The sequence below is a fragment of the Vibrio sp. JC009 genome (assembly GCF_029016485.1).
Taxonomy (GTDB): domain Bacteria; phylum Pseudomonadota; class Gammaproteobacteria; order Enterobacterales; family Vibrionaceae; genus Vibrio.
This window is the reverse complement of record NZ_CP092106.1, coordinates 328,603-348,521: the sequence shown is the minus strand read 5'-3', so window position 1 is coordinate 348,521 and position 19,919 is coordinate 328,603. Positions and strand designations below refer to the sequence as shown.

Genomic DNA, 19,919 nt, shown 5'->3' with positions numbered 1-19,919 from the left:
CTGCACATGGTGTCAAGCTTTTTTTGCTTTTCCCTATAGCCTTATTCCCCCAAAAGGGCGAAGCCCGCCCCATAGCCCTACAAACTATTCATCACTCCATTCCACATGCTTATGAACCAGCCCCCAATCCGCCAGAATCGCGTAGGCTGAAGGGATCATAAACAACACCAGCAAGGTGGATGCAAAGATACCGAATACGATGGAGATAACCAGAGGCTGGATGACCTGAGCCTGCAGGCTGGTTTCTGACAGCAATGGCAGCAGACCGGCGGCTGTAGTCATGGAGGTGAGGAACACTGCCCGGAAGCGTTCGCGGCTGGCCTTTACTACTGAATCGTGGACGCTATCTCCCTCATCCACGTGGTGGCGTATATACTGAACCAGAAGTATAGAGTCATTAACCACTACCCCGGCAAGGGAAACAAAACCCATCATACTTGGCATACTTAACGAATGCCCGAGCAGGAAGTGGCCCCAGATAACGCCGATAAATGCCAGAGGGATGGCCAGCATAACCACAACCGGTTCCAGATAACTGCGAAACTGGAAGCTCAGGATGATATAGACACCAAATAAACCCAGTAAAAAGCCCTTCTGCATGGAAGAGGATGTCTGCTGGCTGTCTTTAGTCTGGCCTTCAAAGTCAAACCTCAACCCCGGATACTTTTTGCTCAGCTCCGGTGCTTTTTCCGTACGGAACTTGTTGACGATATCGGATGAACTCACAATGCTATTGTCCACATCGCCGTAAATACTGATGGTACGCAGGCCATCGATACGGTTAATTCGCACATAGTTACGCTGGAAATCAAAGCTTGCCACGGTCGCAAGCGGGATCTGGCTGCCGTCCGGCATCATAATCGGGAAGTTGGCTAATTCCTGCAGTTCCCCTGCCTGAACTTTATTCAGCCTGACTTCAACCTCAATATTTTCTACTCCAATCTGAATCTCATCGGCCGTCTGACCAAAGAAGGCAGAGCGGAGCTGATTTGCGATTGTCTGGCCGTTCACACCATAGGTCTCAGCCCCCGGACGCAGTTTAATAAGGATCTCTTCCTTACCCTTGCGCATATCATCCAAAACACCATAAACACCGGCAAACTCATTCAGATAACGCTGAATCTCTATGGATGCCGCTTTAAGTTCTTCAAGGTCGTCATGCCGTGCTCTAATCTCTATATCCCGGCCCCCCGGTCCCATAGTCGGCTGTTTGTATACCAGAGAAACCGGCTGGGCCAGTTCACCGACATCTTCACGCCAGGCATCAACAAAATCATCGATCAGAGTATTACGGAGCTCTGCCCCAAGCAGATCAAGCCGGACTGTCGCCAGATGCGGCCCGGACTCATCGGCATCGGAGTTAACGTTAAAACTGGCGGTGATATGCTCAACCAGATTAGTGCCATTCTCCACCTCTTCTGACCACTTCAGATTAAGCCTCTCCGCAGACGCGACTATTTTGTCTACTACTTGCTCTGTCTGGCTCAGCGATGAGCCCGGAGGCAGAATGATTCTGGCCGCCGCGATATCACCATCCAGTTCAGGAAAAGGAACAAACTTAACCGAACCACCGGCAATTAATGCAACAGAGCCGAGCAGAAGCGCGAGTACCCCACCTAAAAAGGCATATCTGTACTGAACCACCTTATCAACAGCGCTAACCAGTTTGGTATTACGGAAGTTTTCAAAGCCATCCAGAACCGCCTTTTTAAACTTCATCGGTTCTTTCTCTTTTTTCGCCTTATGCAGAGAGTGAGAAAGGTGGTTTGGCAGAATCAGGAAAGCCTCAACCAGACTCAGAGAAAGCACCAGAATCAGCACCTGAGGCACCACTTTCAGCACGGCCCCCATCTGACCTTCAAGAAACATCAGGCTGCCAAAAATACAGACTGTGGTCAGGAAGGAAGAAGTCACACCGGGCAGAACCTTGTTAACGCCTTTGATAACGGCTTCATCAATCTTGTGTCCCCTGTCCACATGAGCGGCTATGGACTCGGCGATAACAATGGCGTCATCCATCATAATACCGATGGCCATCAGCAGGGCGACCAGAGTCATAATATTGATAGACAATCCAAGGTTTGCCATCAGGAACAGGCCACCAAGAAAGGCCACCGGCAGACCGGCAGCGACCCAGAATGAATAACGGAAGCTAAAGAACAGCCACATGGTTGCAAACACAAGGATAATACCCTGCCAGCCGTTGCGAACCATCATGGTCAGACGATCCCAGAGCACGGAAGAGAGATCATTGGTCATGGACATCTCTACGCCATCCGGAGCGATAGCACGCTGATCCTCCAAGAACTTAACCACCTGATCTTTAACGCGAAGGGCATCATCTTCTTTATTTCTACTGATCTTCAGTACCGCTGAAGGTTTGCCGTCAAACAGGATCTTCTGTTCATCCAGCTCGAACCTGTCTGTAATCGTCGCGATATCTTTAAGGCGGATAAGAGAGCCGTTTGAGCCAGAGCCGACCACAATATCTTCCAGCTCTTCAGGCGTAATACGCCGCTCATCAAAGCGGATCAGGAAGTTTTTATCCTGGGTTTCTATGTTACCGCTCGGAAGCTTAATATTTTGATTTCCAATCTGGCTGGCTATCTCACCAACACTGAGCCCAAGCTGACGCATAGCCAGCGTATCCAGTTCCACCCGGTACTGGTGATCAGAGAAACCGCTGACATCCACCAGAGAAACCCCATAGTCCAGTTTGAGTATTCTCTTTAGCTGCTCGGCATAGGCTTTAAGATCCGGCCATGAAAGATCGGCGGTAATGGCGATATCCACCACCGGCTCATTTCGGTCCAGCTCCTGAACCACCGGCGACTCAATTTCATCGGGAAAATCGCTGATTGAGTCGATCTGAGTCTGGACATCGATCAGCATCATTCCAATGTCGGCATTATCCGACAGTTTTAAAACCAGACGTGCAGAACCTTCAATGGCTTCGCAACTGGTTTCCTCAATATTGGACAGACCATCAACCGCATCTTCCATCCGGACACAGATACTCTCTTCCACTTCCTGAGGAGAGGCGCCGGGGTACGCAACGCCAGCCATAATGTACGGCGGATCAAATTCGGGGAAAGTTTCCCTTTTTATGGTCGGCAGAGCCGAAAGACCCAGCACAAACAGCGCCAGCATCATAAGATTGGCAGCTGTCGGGTGTTTAGAGAAAAAGCGGATCATGCAGCATCCTCCGCAACATCAGAGGCTTCTCTTAAAAGCATTCCTTCGATTGCCGGAAGCAGGTCATTCAGGATCAGTTTTTCTCCGTCTTTAAAACTGCCTTTAATCACAACCTGATTGTCACGACGGTAAATCACTTCAACCTTACGAATTTCCAGCTTGTTGTCAGCACCCTTAATATAAACTCTGTCACCATGCAGTGCGCGCTCAGGTATCACCCAGTCTGAGCTTGCTTTACCAACAATATCGGCTTTCACAAACATGCCGGTTACCAAAGGTGGCACATTCTCAGGCGTCAGACCGGTATAGTCCTGCTCAATTTCCAGAATCACCCCGGCGGTAGCCTGATTCGCATCAACACTATCGCTGATACGTGACACTTTTGCAGGCCAGCTTGCTTTCAGGTTACCGCTTGAAAGCTCAATACTCGCCTTCATTGAGTTCATAGCAGGATCCGGGACACTGGACTTATCACGAACAAAGCTATCAAGGCTGGAAGCGATAAGTCGCATATCATGAATGGAAAGCTGAGCTTCCACCTCCATAACATCAACCCGGTGGGCCTCAACCATGGTCTGCTGAAGATTGACCACCTGATTTTCTTCGATATCAACCGACGAAATTCTCAGCTGCTGCGGCAAAACAACCGAGGTTTTTTCAAGAGAGCGCTGTGCTTCGGCAACTCTTGACTCATTTACAGCGACCTGTGCCTGAGAAACCTTTCTCTCATCCGGGTAAAGCGAAAGCTGGTTTTCCAGTTCCTTAACCAGTTTTTGCTGCGACAGATAAGACTGCTGTTGCTGATCCACATCCGACTGTGAAGTCAGCCCTTTTTTCTTCAGGTTTACCTTACGATCCAGTTCTTTTTTGCTGATAACCAGACGGTTCTTTTCGATCTTTAACGTGCTTTTAAGATTGCTCTCTTCAAGATCCAGTCTGGCTAACTGGGTTTCGCTGGATTTAAGATCCGCCTCTGCCTGTACCAGAACCAGCTCATAATCCAGAGGATCGATTCTTATAATTTCAGTTCCCGCAGGTAGTACACGCCCCTTCTCCAGAGCCGGATTGCGGTAAACCACTTTACCCGAAACTTCAGCAATGGCTTTCCACTCATATTTTGGTGCCACCTTGCCATAGCCCACCACCACAGGAGCAAGCTCTTGCTTTTCCATTGACATTGTCTCTACCAGCCTGGCCTTGCTGACAGCCGGCTTTACCGGTAAGTCCGGACGCATTTTTACAGCCAGGACTAAAGCGACAACACCGACAGCTAAAGCGGGAAAGAAAAGAAGGCTACGGTTAATTTTCATTATTTTCTCCTGAAGGAGCAAATTGCTCCGGGTTCTGGAACCCGTGAGATAATACTTTGATATTATGCTCTAAAAGTTTATCTAAAAACGCTTCGTTTAACTCAATTCCATGTAATTTAAACATGGCGGGAGGTGCTAAAAACGGAAACACCATCAAACTCATAAAAGTCACCCGGCAACAGTGAGGGTCCATCCCATCCCGGATCGCTCCGTTATTCACCAGCTTTTCCGATAACAGTTTTTCTACCGGACTGGTTACATCACTAAATACTCTTTCCACCAACTTTCTCTGCATATCCGATGGAGCCATATTCATAATCTGGACGATCAGTCTGGGAAGCTGAGGTGTTTTTATCATGGTCTGGTAATAAGTTCGCATCACCTCTCCCAGACCATCACGACCGTCATCGCCAGTGCTCCTTTCCATCTCGGCTTTAATGGGGGCCACAATTTCACGAATCATGGTCTCAAACAGTCCCTCTTTATTACCGAAGTAATAACGGATCATCGCCATATTCACATCGGCCTTTTCGGCGATCATCCGGATAGAGACCTTATCGTAGGGCAAAACCATAAACAGCTTCTGAGCAGCCGCTATCAGCTTTTCCCTTGAATCCGTCTTCTCACTCGGCCTGCCAACTTTCCTGCTCATATAACCGCCCTGAATTAATCACCCGATTAATTATAGCCAATTAAAGAAACCTGTAGTGAGTCCATTAATTAATCACTATTTCATCAAGTGATTAATTAAATTCCCCCCCTTCCCAGGACCCAGCAGGGCGAAGCCCGTCCCCATTCCCCAGAACCCTCTATGCATAAAAAATCAACTTAATGCTTGACGCATGCACTTGAGTGCGGTACTAATTGGGCACTAAATTTGTGGAATAGTTACAAAGTACTAAAAAATGACATTTTGTTTTTCATCACTCCTGAACCTCCTCCTTATCGTGAACAATTCGCGCGGGTAGGTTGTGGACGAAAAACACCACAAAAGAATTCTGAAAACCCGCATCTGAATGCGGGTTTTTTTATATCTGATTAAAACAAACACAACATAGCAAACACAATACGATACAGGACAGGAAAAGGACGCAACCATGAACGATCAGGTCATTATATTCGACACCACATTGCGTGATGGCGAGCAGGCACTTTCAGCAAGTTTGACGGTAAAAGAAAAACTGCAGATCGCATTCGCCCTTGAACGTCTGGGTGTTGATGTTATCGAAGCGGGTTTCCCGGTTTCTTCACCTGGTGATTTTGAGTCTGTGCAGACCATTGCCAAGAACATCAAAAACAGCCGCATATGTGCCCTTTCTCGTGCCGTACCAAAGGACATTGATGTTGCTGCCGAATCACTAAAAGTAGCCGAAGCTTTCCGTATCCACACCTTTATCTCTACCTCTACGATTCACGTACAGGACAAGCTTCGCCGCAGCTATGATGATGTGGTTGAAATGGGTGTGAAAGCGGTAAAACATGCACGCAAATACACAGATGATGTTGAATTCTCCTGTGAAGATGCGGGCCGTACACCAATTGATAACCTATGCCGTATGGTTGAAGCCGCTATCGATGCAGGTGCAACTACAGTAAATATCCCGGATACCGTAGGTTACACAATTCCAAGCGAGTTTGGCGGCATTGTAGAGCAACTGTTTAACCGTGTGCCAAACATTGATAAAGCCGTTATCTCTGTTCACTGTCACGATGACTTAGGCATGTCGGTCGCAAACTCAATCGCCGCTGTTCAGGCTGGCGCGCGCCAGGTTGAAGGTACTATCAACGGAATCGGTGAACGTGCCGGTAACTGTGCACTTGAAGAAGTGGCAATGATCATCAAAACCCGCTCAGAGTTTATGGGTGGTGTTCATACTGGTCTTAAACACGATGAGATTCACCGCACCAGCAAGATGGTTAGCCAGCTATGTAACATGCCGGTTCAGTCCAACAAAGCAATTGTCGGTGCAAACGCATTCAGCCACTCTTCAGGCATTCACCAGGATGGCATGCTGAAAAATAAAAACACTTATGAGATTATGACGCCTGAGTCTATCGGTCTGCAGAATCAGGCGCTGAATCTGACCAGCCGTTCAGGCCGCGCAGCGGTTAAGAGCCATATGGATCGCATGGGTTACAACGAAGCTGAATACAATCTGGATACGCTATATGAAGACTTCCTGAAACTTGCTGACCGCAAGGGTCAGGTTTTCGACTACGATCTGGAATCATTAATGTATTTTGCTAACCTTCGCGATGAAGATGACTTCTTCAAACTGACCTACTTCAGCTCTCAGGCAGGCAGCGTAATGGCAACGACGACCATTAAACTGCAGTGTGGTGAAGAAGAGAAATGCGAAGCGGCGGTCGGTAACGGCCCGGTTGATGCGCTTTATCAGGCTATTTACCGTCTGACCGGCTACGACATCGTTCTGGATAAGTTCGACCTTACCGCGAAAGGCGAAGGTGAAGACGGTCTTGGTCAGGCAGATATCATCGCCAACTACAAAGGCCGTAAGTACCACGGTACCGGTGTTTCCACTGATATTATCGAAGCATCAGGTCAGGCTCTTCTTCATGTAATCAACAGTATTCATCGTGCGGATGAGATTGAAGAGATTAAGACGAAGAAGAAGAAGAAAGAAGCGACGGTATAGAATAAAGGCTATGGGGCAATGGGGTTTTCCCTCATACCCTTTAGGGCGAAGCCCGTCCCTATAGCCCCATAACCCAAAAAACAAACACAGCATATTTGAATTAACAACCAAGATTTACACATACAGGAAAAAACAACAATGGCAGGCAAAACATACAAAATCGCCGTTCTACCGGGTGACGGTATCGGTCCGGAAGTAATGCAACAGGCAGAAAAGGTTCTGGATGCAATTGAAAAGAAACATAGCATTACTTTCACTCGTGAAGAGCACGATGTTGGTGGTATCGCTATTGATAACCACGGTTGTCCGCTTCCGGAAAGCACGGTAAAAGCTTGTGAAGACGCTGATGCCGTTCTTTTCGGCTCTGTTGGCGGTCCTAAGTGGGAACATCTGCCACCAAACGATCAGCCTGAGCGTGGTGCGCTTCTTCCGCTGCGTAAACACTTCCAGCTGTTCTGTAACCTTCGTCCTGCACAGATTCACGCAGGTCTTGAGGCATTCTCTCCGCTGCGTGCTGATATCTCTGAAAAAGGCTTCGACATCGTTGTTGTTCGTGAGCTGACTGGCGGCATCTACTTTGGTCAGCCAAAAGGCCGTGAAGGTGAAGGCGCAAACGAGAAAGCCTTTGATACAGAGGTTTACCACCGCTACGAAATCGAGCGCATCGCTAAAATCGCTTTTGAATCAGCCCGCCTTCGCCGTAAGAAAGTTTGTTCAATCGACAAAGCAAACGTACTTCAGAGCTCTATTCTGTGGCGTGAAGTGGTTGAAGAGATCGCTAAAGACTACCCGGATGTTGAGCTTTCTCATATGTACATCGACAACGCAACTATGCAGCTAATCAAAGATCCTGCTCAGTTCGACGTTATGCTTTGTTCAAACATCTTTGGTGACATCATCTCTGATGAGTGTGCAATGATTACCGGCTCTATGGGTATGCTGCCATCAGCAAGCCTGAACGAAAGCAAGTTCGGCCTGTACGAACCAGCGGGTGGCTCTGCACCTGACATCGCAGGTAAGAACATCGCAAACCCGGTTGCTCAGATCCTGTCAGCTGCACTAATGCTACGCTACAGCCTTGGTGAAGAAGAAGCAGCACGCGATATTGAAGCTGCGGTAAGCAAAGCACTGGAAGCAGGCGAACTGACGGGCGATCTTGCAGGTGACAAACCAGCACTATCTACTTCAGAAATGGGCGATAAGATCGCTCAGTACATCACGGAATAATTAAGCAAGGAGCAGGGAAAAAGGATTCCGGTACAGGGCGTTGGGAGTTTTCCCAGGGCCCAGAGCCCAGAACCCAGAACCCTAATAAAGCAATGTCAAAAACACTATACGAAAAAGTTTACGACGCTCACGTTGCAGTAGCAGCGGAGGGCGAAAACCCGATTTTATATATCGACCGTCATCTGGTGCATGAAGTAACTTCACCTCAGGCGTTTGACGGCCTGCGTGAAAAAGGCCGTAAGGTTCGTCAGCTAGGCAAAACCTTCGCAACCATGGACCACAACGTTTCTACTACCACTAAGGATATCAACGCCTCTGGTGAGATGGCCCGTATCCAGATGGAAACCCTGTCTAAGAACTGTGAAGAGTTTGGTGTAACCCTTTACGATCTAAACCACAAGTATCAGGGTATCGTACACGTTATGGGTCCTGAGCTGGGTATTACTCTTCCGGGTATGACCATTGTATGTGGTGACTCACACACAGCAACTCACGGTGCTTTCGGTTCACTGGCATTTGGTATCGGTACTTCAGAAGTTGAGCACGTACTTGCTACTCAGACTCTGAAACAAGCTCGTGCTAAAACCATGAAAATCGAAGTTAAAGGCAAGGTAGCTGAAGGCATTACAGCAAAAGATATCGTGCTGGCGATCATTGGTAAAACAACAGCAGCAGGCGGTACTGGCTATGTTGTTGAGTTCTGCGGTGAAGCCATTACTGACCTTTCCATGGAAGGCCGTATGACGGTTTGTAACATGGCTATCGAGCTGGGTGCAAAAGCCGGTCTTATCGCTCCTGACCAGACAACTTTCGACTACATCAAAGACCGTGAATTTGCACCAAAAGGTGCTGACTGGGATGCGGCGGTTGAGTACTGGTCAACACTTAAGACAGACGACGATGCGCAGTTTGATGCTGTTGTCACTCTGGAAGCGGCGGATATCAAGCCACAGGTAACCTGGGGTACTAACCCTGGTCAGGTAGTCGCTGTCGATGCTCCGATCCCTGCGCCTGAGTCTTTCTCTGACCCTGTAGAAAAAGCTTCTGCGGAAAAAGCACTGGCTTATATGGGACTGGAAGCAGGCACATCACTGACGGATTACAAAGTGGATAAAGTATTTGTCGGCTCTTGTACTAACTCACGTATCGAAGATATGCGCGCTGCAGCGGTAGTAGCAAAAGGCCGTCAAGTCGCCGAGCATGTACAGGCACTTATCGTACCTGGCTCTGAGCAGGTGAAAGCACAGGCGGAAGCAGAAGGTCTGGATAAGATCTTTATCGAAGCCGGTTTTGAATGGCGTCTGCCAGGCTGTTCTATGTGTCTTGCGATGAACAACGACCGCTTAGGTCCACATGAGCGCTGCGCTTCAACCAGTAACCGTAACTTCGAAGGCCGTCAGGGCCGCGATGGTCGTACGCACCTGGTAAGCCCTGCAATGGCAGCGGCAGCAGCAATCGCTGGTCATTTTGTTGATATTCGTGAACTGGACGCATAAGGAGAGAGCAATATGTCAGGTTTTAAACAGCACACAGGCTTAGTTGTTCCTCTGGATCTTGCTAACGTTGATACGGACGCCATCATCCCTAAGCAGTTCCTGCAAAAAGTAACCCGCGTAGGTTTCGGCAAGCACCTGTTCCACGACTGGCGCTTCCTTGATGATGCAGGTGAGCAGCCAAACCCGGAGTTTGTAATGAACGCAGACCGCTACCAGGGTGCATCTATCCTGCTGGCGCGCGAAAACTTTGGTTGTGGCTCATCACGTGAACACGCACCATGGGCACTGGCTGACTACGGTATCCGCGTTATGATCGCACCAAGCTTTGCAGATATCTTCTACGGTAACTCAATCAACAACCAGATGGTTCCGGTAAAACTGACCGAAGCTGAGGTAGATGAGATCTTCACTTTCGTTCAAGCCAACGAAGGCGCAGAAATCACCGTTGACCTGGAAGCGATGAAGGTAACAGCAAACGGCAAAGAGTACTCATTCGAAATCGACGAGTTCCGCCGTCACTGTCTGCTGAACGGCCTGGATAATATCGGACTGACGCTTCAGCATGAGGATAAGATTGCGGAGTTTGAGGGTAAGATTCCTGGGTTTATGAAGTAGAAGGCTAGGGAGCGAGCTTCGCTCTTAGGGGCTATGGGGCCATAGGATTCCAGTGCTTTGCTCCAAAAGAAAAGGTTCTGCATACGTGCAGAACCTTTTTTTAGGTCCGAAAAACTAAAGTAACCTTTCCCCATAGCCCTCCAGAGCGAAGCTCGCCCCATAGCCTATAACCTATAACCTATAACCTATAACCTATAACCCTACTTAAACCCTTTTTCCTTCTTAATCAAATCATAAGCCGACTGAATCTCCTGCGCCTTCTCCTTCGCCACTTCCATCATTTCCGGCGGAAGACCTTTTGCGACTAGCTTATCCGGGTGGTGTTCATTCATCAGTTTACGGTAAGCCTTTTTAACCTCTCTGCCATCGGCATCTTCGGTAATGCCCAGCACCTTGTATGCATCGGCCAGGTGATCTTTCTGATAAGTCTGTTGCCATCCGCCCTGGCTTTGCTGGCGGCCTCCGGCTGAACCGCCACCGAAGCCTCCGCCACCCTGCTGGAAGCGGAATGCAGCTTCCTGCATCTGTAGTCTTTGTTCAAGCTGCTGAGAAGAGAAGCCTAAGCCTTTAGCGATTACGTGAAGGATATTTCTTTCCGACGGGTGAAGACTGCCGTCGGCAAAGGCGGCTGAAATCTGAAGCTCTAAGAAGAACTGCAGCAGGTCAAAGCGGCCAGCGGATGAAATGCGGACTCTCTCCAGAACCTCTTCCAGCGGGAAGTCTGATGATTTACCTTCTCTGAAAGCCTCCTGAGCCGCTTTTCGCTGCTCACCATGCAGGCGCATTCTGTCCATCATGGTTGAAGCAAGCTGAATCTCTTCCTTTGTTACCTGTCCTTTCGCCTTGGCAACATGTCCCATTACTGCAAAGCCGGCTTTAAAAAACTCCGCCTGTCGCTCCTGCTGGCTTGGTCCGCCGGAGAACGCACTGGATGCGCGAAAACCCGCGTTGCTTAACCGGCGAGCCTTATCAAACTGGTGCCCGAGAAAAAGGCCGAACAGGGCGCCAAAAAGCCCGCCAAAAAGAAAACCGAAAAATATACCTAGTATCTTGCCGAAAACATACATTGTTGTGCTCTCAATTATGAATTTTTGTTATGTTCGTGCCCCAAAGCGTAATTTCCTTTATGATAGGGAACGTTTTATTCGTAAACCGGTCAATTAACTTGCCGAATAAATAATAAAGTTACACAGGATAGTAAAATTCGATGTCACATTTCCCACGCACTTTATTAGCAGCATCTATTTACGCAGCACTATTTGTGCCCGCTGCCTATGCAGAAAGTTCTGAAAATACGAGTACCCAAAACGTTTCTGCGGAAAGTACCAATGAATCTGATGCACTAGTAACTGAAGACACTAGTGTGCAGGAAATGTCCTCCCCAGATCAATGCCTGACCCCAAATCAGTCAGATAATAACTCAACACAAGAGCCAATTAACATTGAAGCTGACGATCTGGAAGGGATTAGCGGAGATAAAGCAACCTATAGAGGTGAAGTTGTTGTCACCCAGGGCAATAAGCGAATCACTGCCGATACCGTTACCTACCATCAACAGGACAGTGTTGTGGTAGCGGAAGGAAACGTCACCTATGCCGATGGCCAGGTCAAGACGCATTCCGTTAAAGCGGTTACCAACCTGAACACAGACGAGACGTCGCTGGAAGAAACTAAGTATCAGTTCCTGTGTGAAGCCGGACGGGGCGAAGCTGCATTTATCCATAAATCAGGCCAGGCCTTTTATGAAATGGAAGATGGCTCCCTGACCTCCTGTCCTGAAGGCAACAACGCCTGGCGACTGAGAGCCACCACCATAGAGCTGAATCAGAATGACGAAATGGCAACCCTGTATAACCCATGGGTTGAAATCGCACGAGTTCCTGTTTTCTATCTGCCATACCTGACAGTCCCTGTGGGTGATACCCGTAAAACCGGTTTCCTCTATCCTAGTATCTCCATGGATAGTACCGACGGTTTCGGTATGGAAGTGCCTATCTACTGGAATATCGCACCCAACTACGACCTGAAAACCACGATTAAACATATGGAAAAGAGAGGACAGCAGCTTGACTCTTATTTCCGCTATCTGAACGACTTCGGCCAGGGTGACATCACATTCGAATACCTTCCGGAAGATAAGAAGAACTTAGACGAAGGAAAGCGCTGGGGTGGTAACTGGAAGCACAATGCCATCATAGATGAATCATGGAAGCTGGAAGTCGACTACTCCCGGGTAAGTGATATCTCCTACTTCTCTGACCTGAGCTCCAGCATCGGTAACCGTGAAGATGGTCAGTTGTTGCAGGAAGGTACGGTTTCATACCGTTCTAAAGCCTGGGATACCACGCTAAAAGTTAAGGACTTTCAGGTTCTCTCTACCGGTTCAACCCCTTATCGCCTGATGCCTCAGCTTGAATATAACTACTATGCACCTGAGTTCTACTCTAAGCTTGATTTTAATCTGCTCAGCCATATCAGCCGCTTTGAAACAGACTCAACCACGGATCCGTCGGCAACCAGGCTGCATATCGAGCCAACCCTGACTCTGCCGTTGGCAGCGCCATGGGGCAGCTTTACCACTGAAGCCAAGATGATGTACTCCTACTACCAGCAGGATCTGGACAGCACTATTCTGGCCGAAGACGGAAACGAAGATCTTGAAGAGAATGTCGACCGCGCCGTTCCTAAACTAAGACTTCACGGTGAGCTTTATCTGGAGCGGGATACCGTCTTTCTGGACAACTATGTACAGACCCTTGAACCTCAGGTTCAGTATCTGTACATAGCGAAAAAAGATCAGAGCAATATCTACTCCTACTATGACACCACCAAACTTCAGCTGGACTACTACGGCCTGTTTATGGATAAACGCTACAGCAGCGTTGACTATATCGCACCAGCCAACCAGTTCAGCTATGGTGCCACCTCACGATTCTACGATGATGAATTCCGTGAAAGGATGAATATCTCCTTTGGTCAGATAATCTACGCTAACTCGACCTACGATGATGCCCTGTCCGATGAAGATGATGACTCAACCTATTCAGCCTGGGCCGTTGAAGCCGATTTCAACTTCGCTGATACCGTGTTTTATCATGGCGGTCTTCAGTATGATGTCAGTACCAATGATTTTCAGTTGGCTAACAGTACGCTGGAATACCGTTATGGTGGAGGCTTTAGCCAGCTAAACTACCGCTATGTCAGTATGGACTATATCGAGTCTAACGCTCCGGATTATGCAGACAGCGACTATACCAACGACGGTATATCCCAGCTTGGCTTTATTTCCCAGTATCAGTTAACCAGAAAACTGAATGCTTATGGACAGTATTTCTATGACCTGACTGAAGATGTTAATCTTGAGTGGCTGGCGAGGCTGACCTACCGCAGTGACTGCTGGTATATCGCCCTTACTTACGCCAACCAATTGGATAGTTGGGCTGACGACATCATCGGCTCTGAAGCAACCTATGAGAAAAACTTCAGCCTTAACTTTGGTATTACCGGATTCGGTACCACTATTGGTGCAGGGTCAGGCATGGCTGGCTACGACACTTCAAGTAACTCTCTGGGATACGGTCGTCCGTTTTACCTGAACAACTAGTACCAGAACAATAAAAGAAATTGGAAAGATTGAATGAAAATGTGGAAACACACTTTAGTCAGCTTATCGCTGCTACTCTCAGCATTTCAGACCAGCGCTCAGCCTGTAGAGCTGGACAGTGTCGTGGTTATCGTAAATGACGGCGTTATTCTTCAAAGCGATATAGACAACACAATAAAAACTCTTAAAGCCAACGCAAATGGCGGTAAGCAGGCTCTGCCTGAAGAGTCTGTACTGAATGATCAGGTAATGGAAAAGCTGATCACAGATAAAATCCAGCTTCAGGAAGCAGAGCGTATTGGCGTTCGTATTGATGACAACAGACTGAACACGGCCATTACACAACTGGCGAAAGACAAAGGTAAAACCGTTGAGCAACTAACAAATTCAGTCATTGCAGAAGGTCTGACCTATGAAGAGTTCAGGGAGCAGATTCGTCAGGAGATAGCCATCTCTGAAGCGCGTAATGCTCTGGTACGAAGAAGAATTAATATTCTTCCGGCTGAAGTTGAAACCCTTGCAAATAACCTGTCACAGGAAAGCAATGCAACGGTTCAGTATAAGATTTCGCATATTCAGCTTAAGTTCGATGACGATACCGACAAGCATGAAGTTGAAAAACAGGCCAACGAGCTGGTTAAAAAGCTAAAAAGAGGCGAAGAGTTCGGCAAAATGGCTTACGCCTACTCCAAAGGCCCTAAAGCGCTAAACGGCGGTGACTGGGGATGGATGCGTAAAGAAGAGATGCCAACCGTGTTTGCCGATCAGATTACCACTCAGAACAAAGGCGCAATTATCGGCCCTTTCCGCAGCGGTGTTGGTTTCCATATTCTGCGCATTGATGATGTGAAAGGCCTGGAAACCGTTGCAGTTACTGAGGTAAATGCAAGGCACATTCTGATTAAAACGTCCGTGATCATGAGTGATGACGGCGCAGAGCGTCAACTGAATAAGTTTATCCGTCAGATTAAATCCGGTGAGACCACCTTTGGTGAACTTGCTGCGCAATTCAGTCAGGATCCGGGCTCTGCGGCTCAAAATGGCGAACTTGGTTTCCAGACACCAGATCTCTATGTACCGGAGTTTAAACATCAGGTGGAAACCCTGCCTGTTGGCCAGATCAGTGAACCATTTAAAACCGTTCATGGCTGGCACATTGTAGAAGTGCTAAAAAGACGTGAAGTGGACAGAACAGATTCAGCCCAGAAGAATAAGGCTTACCGAATTCTGTTCAACAGAAAATTTAACGAAGAAGCAACGGCATGGATTCAGGAACTCAGAGCCAGTGCTTTCGTTGAAGTTGTAGACAGGGATGAAGAATAAAATGACTCAGTCAATCAGACGCATAATCGTAACCGCCGGTGAACCGGCAGGTATTGGTCCGGATCTGGTTCTGGCACTTTCGGCCCACGACTGGACACACCAGATTGTGGTTTGCGCCGATAAAAATATGCTGGCAGAAAGGGCGGATGCTCTTGGTATTCATGTTGAGCTGATTGACTACAATACGGCTACAGAGCTTGCTCCACAAAAAGCGGGCAGCCTGCTGGTTGACCATATTGAGGCCGATGGAAATGTTGTTGCCGGACAACTGAATGAGAGCAATGGCCTGTATGTACTGAAAACTCTTGAGCGCGCCACTCAGGGATGCATGAGCGGTGAGTTTGATGCTGTAGTCACAGGGCCGGTACATAAAGGCGTGATAAACCGCGCCGGTGTGACCTTCAGCGGCCACACCGAATTCTTTGCAGAAAAGTCGGATACGCCACTTGTGGTGATGATGCTGGCAACCGAAGGACTCAGAACCGCTCTGGTTACCACACATATTCCTCTGAATCAGGTATCAAAAGCCGTTACAGAAGAGCGTCTAGAGAGTATAATCCGCATCCTTTATTCAGACTTAGTCACTAAGTTTGCAATTAAGAACCCAAATATTTATGTATGTGGGTTAAATCCGCATGCTGGAGAAGATGGCGTTCTGGGCAGAGAAGAGATAGAAACAATCACGCCAACACTGGAAAAGCTAAAAGCCAGTGATGGAATGAACCTGATTGGCCCTCTTCCGGCAGACACCATTTTTAACGAAAAGTATTTGCAAGATGCTGATGCTGTTCTTGGTATGTACCACGACCAGGTATTGCCTGTATTGAAGTACAAGGGCTTTGGTCGCTCCGTGAATATTACTCTGGGTCTGCCTTTTATAAGAACATCGGTGGATCACGGAACTGCACTGGAACTGGCGGGAACAGGAAAAGCGGATACAGGAAGTTTCCAGACAGCGCTGCAATACGCGATAGATTTAGTAGAGAACAAAGATGAGAAATGATGTCCACTTAGGACACAAAGCGCGTAAACGTTTTGGTCAGAACTTCCTGAACGACCCTTATATTATCGACGGGATCGTATCAGCCATTAACCCGAGACCGGGGCAGAACCTGGTTGAAATCGGCCCTGGCCTTGGTGCAATCACCGAGCCGGTGGGTAAAGAGGTCGACAAATTTACCGTAATCGAGCTTGACCGTGATCTGGCAGAACGCCTGAGAAACCACCCGGACCTTGGCGATAAGCTGACCATCCATGAAGGCGATGCCATGCGCTTCGACTTCACACAGCTGGTTAAGCCAAATAACAAGTTACGTATATTTGGTAACCTACCATACAACATTTCAACCCCTCTTATGTTCCATCTTTTTGAGTTCCACAAAGAGATTCAGGATATGCACTTTATGCTGCAAAAAGAGGTAGTAAACCGTCTGGCTGCGGGCCCTGGCTCAAAGGCATACGGCAGACTAACGGTAATGGCACAGTACTTCTGTAAAGTGGTTCCTGTACTGGAAGTGCCACCAACGGCTTTCGTACCGCCGCCAAAGGTTGATTCGGCAGTGGTAAGGCTGGTGCCTTACGAAGAGCTTCCATACCCGGCAACCAGTCTGAAGTGGCTGGATCGCGTTTGCCGTGAAGGCTTCAACCAGAGAAGAAAGACCGTCAGAAACTGTTATAAAGCTCTTCTGAGCGCTGAAGTTCTGGAAGAGTTGGGGGTCAACCCGGGCATGCGTCCTGAAAACCTGACGCTGGAGCAGTTTGTTGATATGGCAAACTGGCTGGATAAAAATCACTAATCAGGTGCGAGATTGGCTAATTATATCGTAGGTGATATTCAGGGTTGCTTCGATGAACTGGAAGCGCTGCTGAATAAAGCGAAATTTGATAAAGCGAAAGATGTTCTGTGGCTGGCCGGTGACCTGGTGGCACGAGGCCCGAAGTCCCTTGAAACGCTGCGCTTTGTTAAATCTCTGGGCGATTCCGCCGTGGTTGTTCTTGGCAACCACGATCTGCACCTGCTTGCCGTCTCTTTAGGTGTTCACCCTGAAAAGAAAAAAGACAAAACCATGCCGATTTTCGCAGCTCCGGACAGAGAAGAGCTGCTTGACTGGCTGAGAAAGCAGCCACTGCTGGCAGAACACCCCGAGTTTGTGGTCTGCCATGCCGGTGTTTCTCCGCAATGGGATTTAGCCACTGCCCGAAGCGCATCCGAAGAAATATCGCATATCCTGCGCGGAGATAACTGGCGTGAACTTATCGAAGAGATGTATGCCAATACGCCGGATATCTGGGATGAAAACCTCTCGGGAATCGAGCGTTACCGCTATATCATCAACGCCTATACCAGAATGCGCTTTTGTCATCTGGATACCCGCCTCGACATGCTGTGCAAGCTCCCGCCCCATGAAATGGAAGAAGGTGAACTGATCCCATGGTTTAAGGTTCCGGGAAGAAAGCCTTTAGGTAAAACCGTCCTATTTGGTCACTGGGCCGCGCTGAAAGGCGGAGAGTATAATGACGTTATCGGATTGGATACGGGGTGTGTTTGGGGGGGGACTCTGACTATGCTTCGGTGGGAGGATAGGGAGTATTTTGTTCAAGAGGCTTTGTAGGCCCCAGGGCTATGGGGCTATGGGGCTATGGGGCTATGGGGCTATGCAGTATGATAATTAAGCCCTTTCTAAAACTACAAATCTCATATCGTACGCATTCTTCTCATCTGAAGAATAATGCTCAGAATAAGTTTCAACCCAACCGTCCCCCCAATCCGGGAATTGGGTATCACCTTCAACCTCAAGATCTATAAAAGTCAGATAAAGTTTATCTGCTTTATTAAGACAGGTTTGGTAAATAGAGCCGCCACCTATAATCATTATCTCCTCAACGTCACCAGCAAGCTCAACAGCCTGATCGATAGACGTTGCCATCTTAACGCCATCAATAGAAAGTGTTTCATCACGGCTTATAACGATATTTGTTCTTCCCGGGAGTGGCCTTCCAATGGACTCATAGGTTTTTCGCCCCATCACAACTGGCTTGCCCATAGTCGACTTTTTAAACCAGGTAAAATCAGCAGGAAGGTGCCAAGGCATCTGGTTGTCTTTACCAATTACACGATTATCAGCCATCGCAGCTATCATGCTAATTTTCATACTTTTATACGTTCCATAATTCAAGAAAGCAAAACGATAGCAACTCAAACCCCAAGAGTCTAGCTATCCCCCCATAGCCCACAAGGACGAAGTCCGCCCCATCCCCCTTAAACAACGGATTTCCTCCGATAAAACAACATCCCCGGCAACGCCAGTCCAAGTGCCAGTCCCGCGATAATAAACATCGCCTTCAAAAAGTTTTCCATCAATACTGAAATAAGCTCAGGGGTATAGCCAAGGTGATTGATCTCTACCAGCGCAATCATTGCCTTAAATGCAAATACTCCGGGAACCATGGGAATCAAAGCAGCCACCGTAAACACTTTCGGGTGAGCGAGAAAACGGTGAGATAGACGAATTCCGATAATGCTGACAATGGTCGCAGCAAAAAAGGTAGCCCACTCAATGGGTACACCATAGCGCATAAACAGAAACCTTGAACCATGACCTATTGCCCCTAGAATCGCGCAATATTTAAGTGCCTGCTTCGGCACATTAAATACCAAAGCAAACCCCACGGCAGGAATCGAAGCAAAAAACATATCGTTAATCAGTGCAAGTAACAGTTCCATTATCCAACCCACCCCCACACACCAACCAGCATCATTGCGCCTACGATTCCCAGGCATGTGGCGAAGGTCAGCATGCTTGCAAATACAAAGCGGGCAATCCCCATATTGACATAGCCTTTAACCATATCCGCAACCGCATTAATAAGCGGGAAGCCGGGAACCAGCATCAGCACTGAAGAAGCCATGGCGATAAACGGATGATTACCAATACCAAAGACCATGCCCTGAGCCGAAATAAAAGTGGTCACAAATGCAGTAACGGCAAAGTTGAGCAGGGGATTAAAATGACGGTGGCCGATCTCCTGCCGGACAATCATACCAATGGCGGAAGCCGTAAAGGTAACAGCAAAAACTAACCAGTCGCCCCCGGCCAGGCGGGCAAATGACGCGCAGGACAAGCCTATCATCAGCACCACAAACCAGCGGTTATAGCGCTCCGGGCTTATTTTATTCAGACGCTCCTGAGCAAGGCTGTAGTTAAGCACCCCTTTTTCCATCATGATACAGATCCGCTGAACCTGAGTTACCGCCCGCATGTTGATCCCCCTGTCAGGAGCATTACGGGTCGTTGTCATGCATTTATCGTTGAAAAAAGTGGTCACCACAATCGAGTTGGCAGAAAGAGAAACCTGAACGTCGTCAGCCCCGCTAGCCAGCCCCATTCTTTGCATGATATCTCCCACCAGAGTGCTTTCCGCACCATGGGCAAGCAACATCTGCCCTGCCTGAGCTATCAGCCTCGAAACTTTTCGTTGTTTATCTTCCACA

At 48.2% G+C, this 19,919-nt stretch carries 16 protein-coding genes; 9 read left to right on the top strand and 7 right to left on the bottom strand.

The genetic code is table 11. The annotated features are described in order from the left end of the window. Positions 1-84: 84 nt before the first annotated feature. The 3 genes from L3Q72_RS01700 to L3Q72_RS01690 are packed head-to-tail and all read right to left on the bottom strand — an operon-like array spanning position 85 to position 5,157. Positions 85-3,195, bottom strand: a complete 3,111-nt coding sequence (locus tag L3Q72_RS01700) for an efflux RND transporter permease subunit (protein WP_275130969.1) — start codon at positions 3,193-3,195, stop codon at positions 85-87. After that, on the bottom strand, positions 3,192-4,505 hold the full coding sequence (locus L3Q72_RS01695; RefSeq protein WP_275130968.1) for an HlyD family secretion protein: 1,314 nt from the start codon (positions 4,503-4,505) through the stop codon (positions 3,192-3,194). The genes L3Q72_RS01700 and L3Q72_RS01695 overlap by 4 nt, the downstream gene beginning before the upstream one ends. After that, entirely contained in the window at positions 4,495-5,157 is a 663-nt protein-coding gene (locus tag L3Q72_RS01690) for a TetR/AcrR family transcriptional regulator (RefSeq protein WP_275130967.1), read from the bottom strand. The genes L3Q72_RS01695 and L3Q72_RS01690 overlap by 11 nt, the downstream gene beginning before the upstream one ends. A gap of 445 nt (positions 5,158-5,602) precedes the next feature. Between L3Q72_RS01690 and leuA the strand changes: the two genes are divergently transcribed. The 4 genes from leuA to leuD all read left to right on the top strand — a co-directional run bounded on the left by leuA (position 5,603) and on the right by leuD (position 10,500). Then, a complete protein-coding gene (leuA, locus tag L3Q72_RS01685; protein ID WP_275130966.1) occupies positions 5,603-7,162 on the top strand; it encodes a 2-isopropylmalate synthase in 1,560 nt (519 codons plus the stop codon). A 138-nt stretch (positions 7,163-7,300) separates the two neighbouring features. Further along, complete coding sequence (leuB, locus tag L3Q72_RS01680; RefSeq protein WP_275130965.1) at positions 7,301-8,389, top strand: 3-isopropylmalate dehydrogenase; 1,089 nt, start codon at positions 7,301-7,303, stop codon at positions 8,387-8,389. Between the two features lie 92 nt (positions 8,390-8,481). After that, positions 8,482-9,885 carry a 3-isopropylmalate dehydratase large subunit gene (leuC, locus tag L3Q72_RS01675; RefSeq protein WP_275130964.1) on the top strand — a complete coding sequence of 468 codons (1,404 nt, stop codon included), beginning with the start codon at positions 8,482-8,484 and terminating at the stop codon, positions 9,883-9,885. A gap of 12 nt (positions 9,886-9,897) precedes the next feature. Then, complete coding sequence (leuD, locus tag L3Q72_RS01670) at positions 9,898-10,500, top strand: 3-isopropylmalate dehydratase small subunit (protein ID WP_275130963.1); 603 nt, start codon at positions 9,898-9,900, stop codon at positions 10,498-10,500. Positions 10,501-10,700: 200 nt separating this feature from the next. On the opposite strand, the gene djlA is transcribed toward leuD, so the two are convergent. Beyond that, positions 10,701-11,567, bottom strand: coding sequence for a co-chaperone DjlA (gene djlA, locus L3Q72_RS01665; RefSeq protein WP_275130962.1), 867 nt, complete (start codon positions 11,565-11,567; stop codon positions 10,701-10,703). A 140-nt stretch (positions 11,568-11,707) separates the two neighbouring features. On the opposite strand from djlA, the gene lptD reads away from it, so the two are divergent. The 5 genes from lptD to L3Q72_RS01640 are packed head-to-tail and all read left to right on the top strand — an operon-like array spanning position 11,708 to position 18,039. After that, positions 11,708-14,104 carry an LPS assembly protein LptD gene (gene lptD / locus L3Q72_RS01660; RefSeq protein ID WP_275130961.1) on the top strand — a complete coding sequence of 799 codons (2,397 nt, stop codon included), beginning with the start codon at positions 11,708-11,710 and terminating at the stop codon, positions 14,102-14,104. Between the two features lie 33 nt (positions 14,105-14,137). Beyond that, complete coding sequence (gene surA, locus L3Q72_RS01655) at positions 14,138-15,427, top strand: peptidylprolyl isomerase SurA (RefSeq protein ID WP_275130960.1); 1,290 nt, start codon at positions 14,138-14,140, stop codon at positions 15,425-15,427. A gap of 1 nt (position 15,428) precedes the next feature. Beyond that, positions 15,429-16,430 (top strand): 4-hydroxythreonine-4-phosphate dehydrogenase PdxA, encoded by a 1,002-nt coding sequence (pdxA, locus tag L3Q72_RS01650; RefSeq protein ID WP_275130959.1) that lies wholly within the window; start codon positions 15,429-15,431, stop codon positions 16,428-16,430. Further along, positions 16,420-17,223, top strand: a complete 804-nt coding sequence (rsmA, locus tag L3Q72_RS01645; RefSeq protein ID WP_275130958.1) for a 16S rRNA (adenine(1518)-N(6)/adenine(1519)-N(6))-dimethyltransferase RsmA — start codon at positions 16,420-16,422, stop codon at positions 17,221-17,223. Before pdxA ends, rsmA begins: the two co-directional genes overlap by 11 nt. Before the next feature lie 12 nt (positions 17,224-17,235). Continuing rightward, a complete protein-coding gene (locus tag L3Q72_RS01640; RefSeq protein ID WP_275130957.1) occupies positions 17,236-18,039 on the top strand; it encodes a symmetrical bis(5'-nucleosyl)-tetraphosphatase in 804 nt (267 codons plus the stop codon). Positions 18,040-18,096: 57 nt separating this feature from the next. Here the strand turns inward: L3Q72_RS01640 and folA are convergent, their stop codons facing one another. From folA to L3Q72_RS01625, 3 genes are all read right to left on the bottom strand, one after another. Then, positions 18,097-18,579, bottom strand: coding sequence for a type 3 dihydrofolate reductase (gene folA, locus L3Q72_RS01635; protein ID WP_275130956.1), 483 nt, complete (start codon positions 18,577-18,579; stop codon positions 18,097-18,099). Between the two features lie 107 nt (positions 18,580-18,686). Then, entirely contained in the window at positions 18,687-19,151 is a 465-nt protein-coding gene (locus L3Q72_RS01630) for a threonine/serine exporter family protein (RefSeq protein ID WP_275130955.1), read from the bottom strand. After that, the gene (locus tag L3Q72_RS01625) at positions 19,151-19,918 is read right to left on the bottom strand and encodes a threonine/serine exporter family protein (protein ID WP_275130954.1); all 768 of its coding nucleotides are present in this window, start codon (positions 19,916-19,918) and stop codon (positions 19,151-19,153) included. Before L3Q72_RS01625 ends, L3Q72_RS01630 begins: the two co-directional genes overlap by 1 nt. Position 19,919 lies beyond the last annotated feature (1 nt).

What these genes read in the sequence shown, in the direction of transcription:
- L3Q72_RS01700 (WP_275130969.1), bottom strand. Translation starts at nt 3,195, where the DNA reads ATGATCCGCTTTTTCTCTAAACACCCGACAGCTGCCAATCTTATGATG.
- L3Q72_RS01695 (WP_275130968.1), bottom strand. Translation starts at nt 4,505, where the DNA reads ATGAAAATTAACCGTAGCCTTCTTTTCTTTCCCGCTTTAGCTGTCGGT.
- L3Q72_RS01690 (WP_275130967.1), bottom strand. Translation starts at nt 5,157, where the DNA reads ATGAGCAGGAAAGTTGGCAGGCCGAGTGAGAAGACGGATTCAAGGGAA.
- leuA (WP_275130966.1), top strand. Translation starts at nt 5,603, where the DNA reads ATGAACGATCAGGTCATTATATTCGACACCACATTGCGTGATGGCGAG.
- leuB (WP_275130965.1), top strand. Translation starts at nt 7,301, where the DNA reads ATGGCAGGCAAAACATACAAAATCGCCGTTCTACCGGGTGACGGTATC.
- leuC (WP_275130964.1), top strand. Translation starts at nt 8,482, where the DNA reads ATGTCAAAAACACTATACGAAAAAGTTTACGACGCTCACGTTGCAGTA.
- leuD (WP_275130963.1), top strand. Translation starts at nt 9,898, where the DNA reads ATGTCAGGTTTTAAACAGCACACAGGCTTAGTTGTTCCTCTGGATCTT.
- djlA (WP_275130962.1), bottom strand. Translation starts at nt 11,567, where the DNA reads ATGTATGTTTTCGGCAAGATACTAGGTATATTTTTCGGTTTTCTTTTT.
- lptD (WP_275130961.1), top strand. Translation starts at nt 11,708, where the DNA reads ATGTCACATTTCCCACGCACTTTATTAGCAGCATCTATTTACGCAGCA.
- surA (WP_275130960.1), top strand. Translation starts at nt 14,138, where the DNA reads ATGAAAATGTGGAAACACACTTTAGTCAGCTTATCGCTGCTACTCTCA.
- pdxA (WP_275130959.1), top strand. Translation starts at nt 15,429, where the DNA reads ATGACTCAGTCAATCAGACGCATAATCGTAACCGCCGGTGAACCGGCA.
- rsmA (WP_275130958.1), top strand. Translation starts at nt 16,420, where the DNA reads ATGAGAAATGATGTCCACTTAGGACACAAAGCGCGTAAACGTTTTGGT.
- folA (WP_275130956.1), bottom strand. Translation starts at nt 18,579, where the DNA reads ATGAAAATTAGCATGATAGCTGCGATGGCTGATAATCGTGTAATTGGT.
- L3Q72_RS01630 (WP_275130955.1), bottom strand. Translation starts at nt 19,151, where the DNA reads ATGGAACTGTTACTTGCACTGATTAACGATATGTTTTTTGCTTCGATT.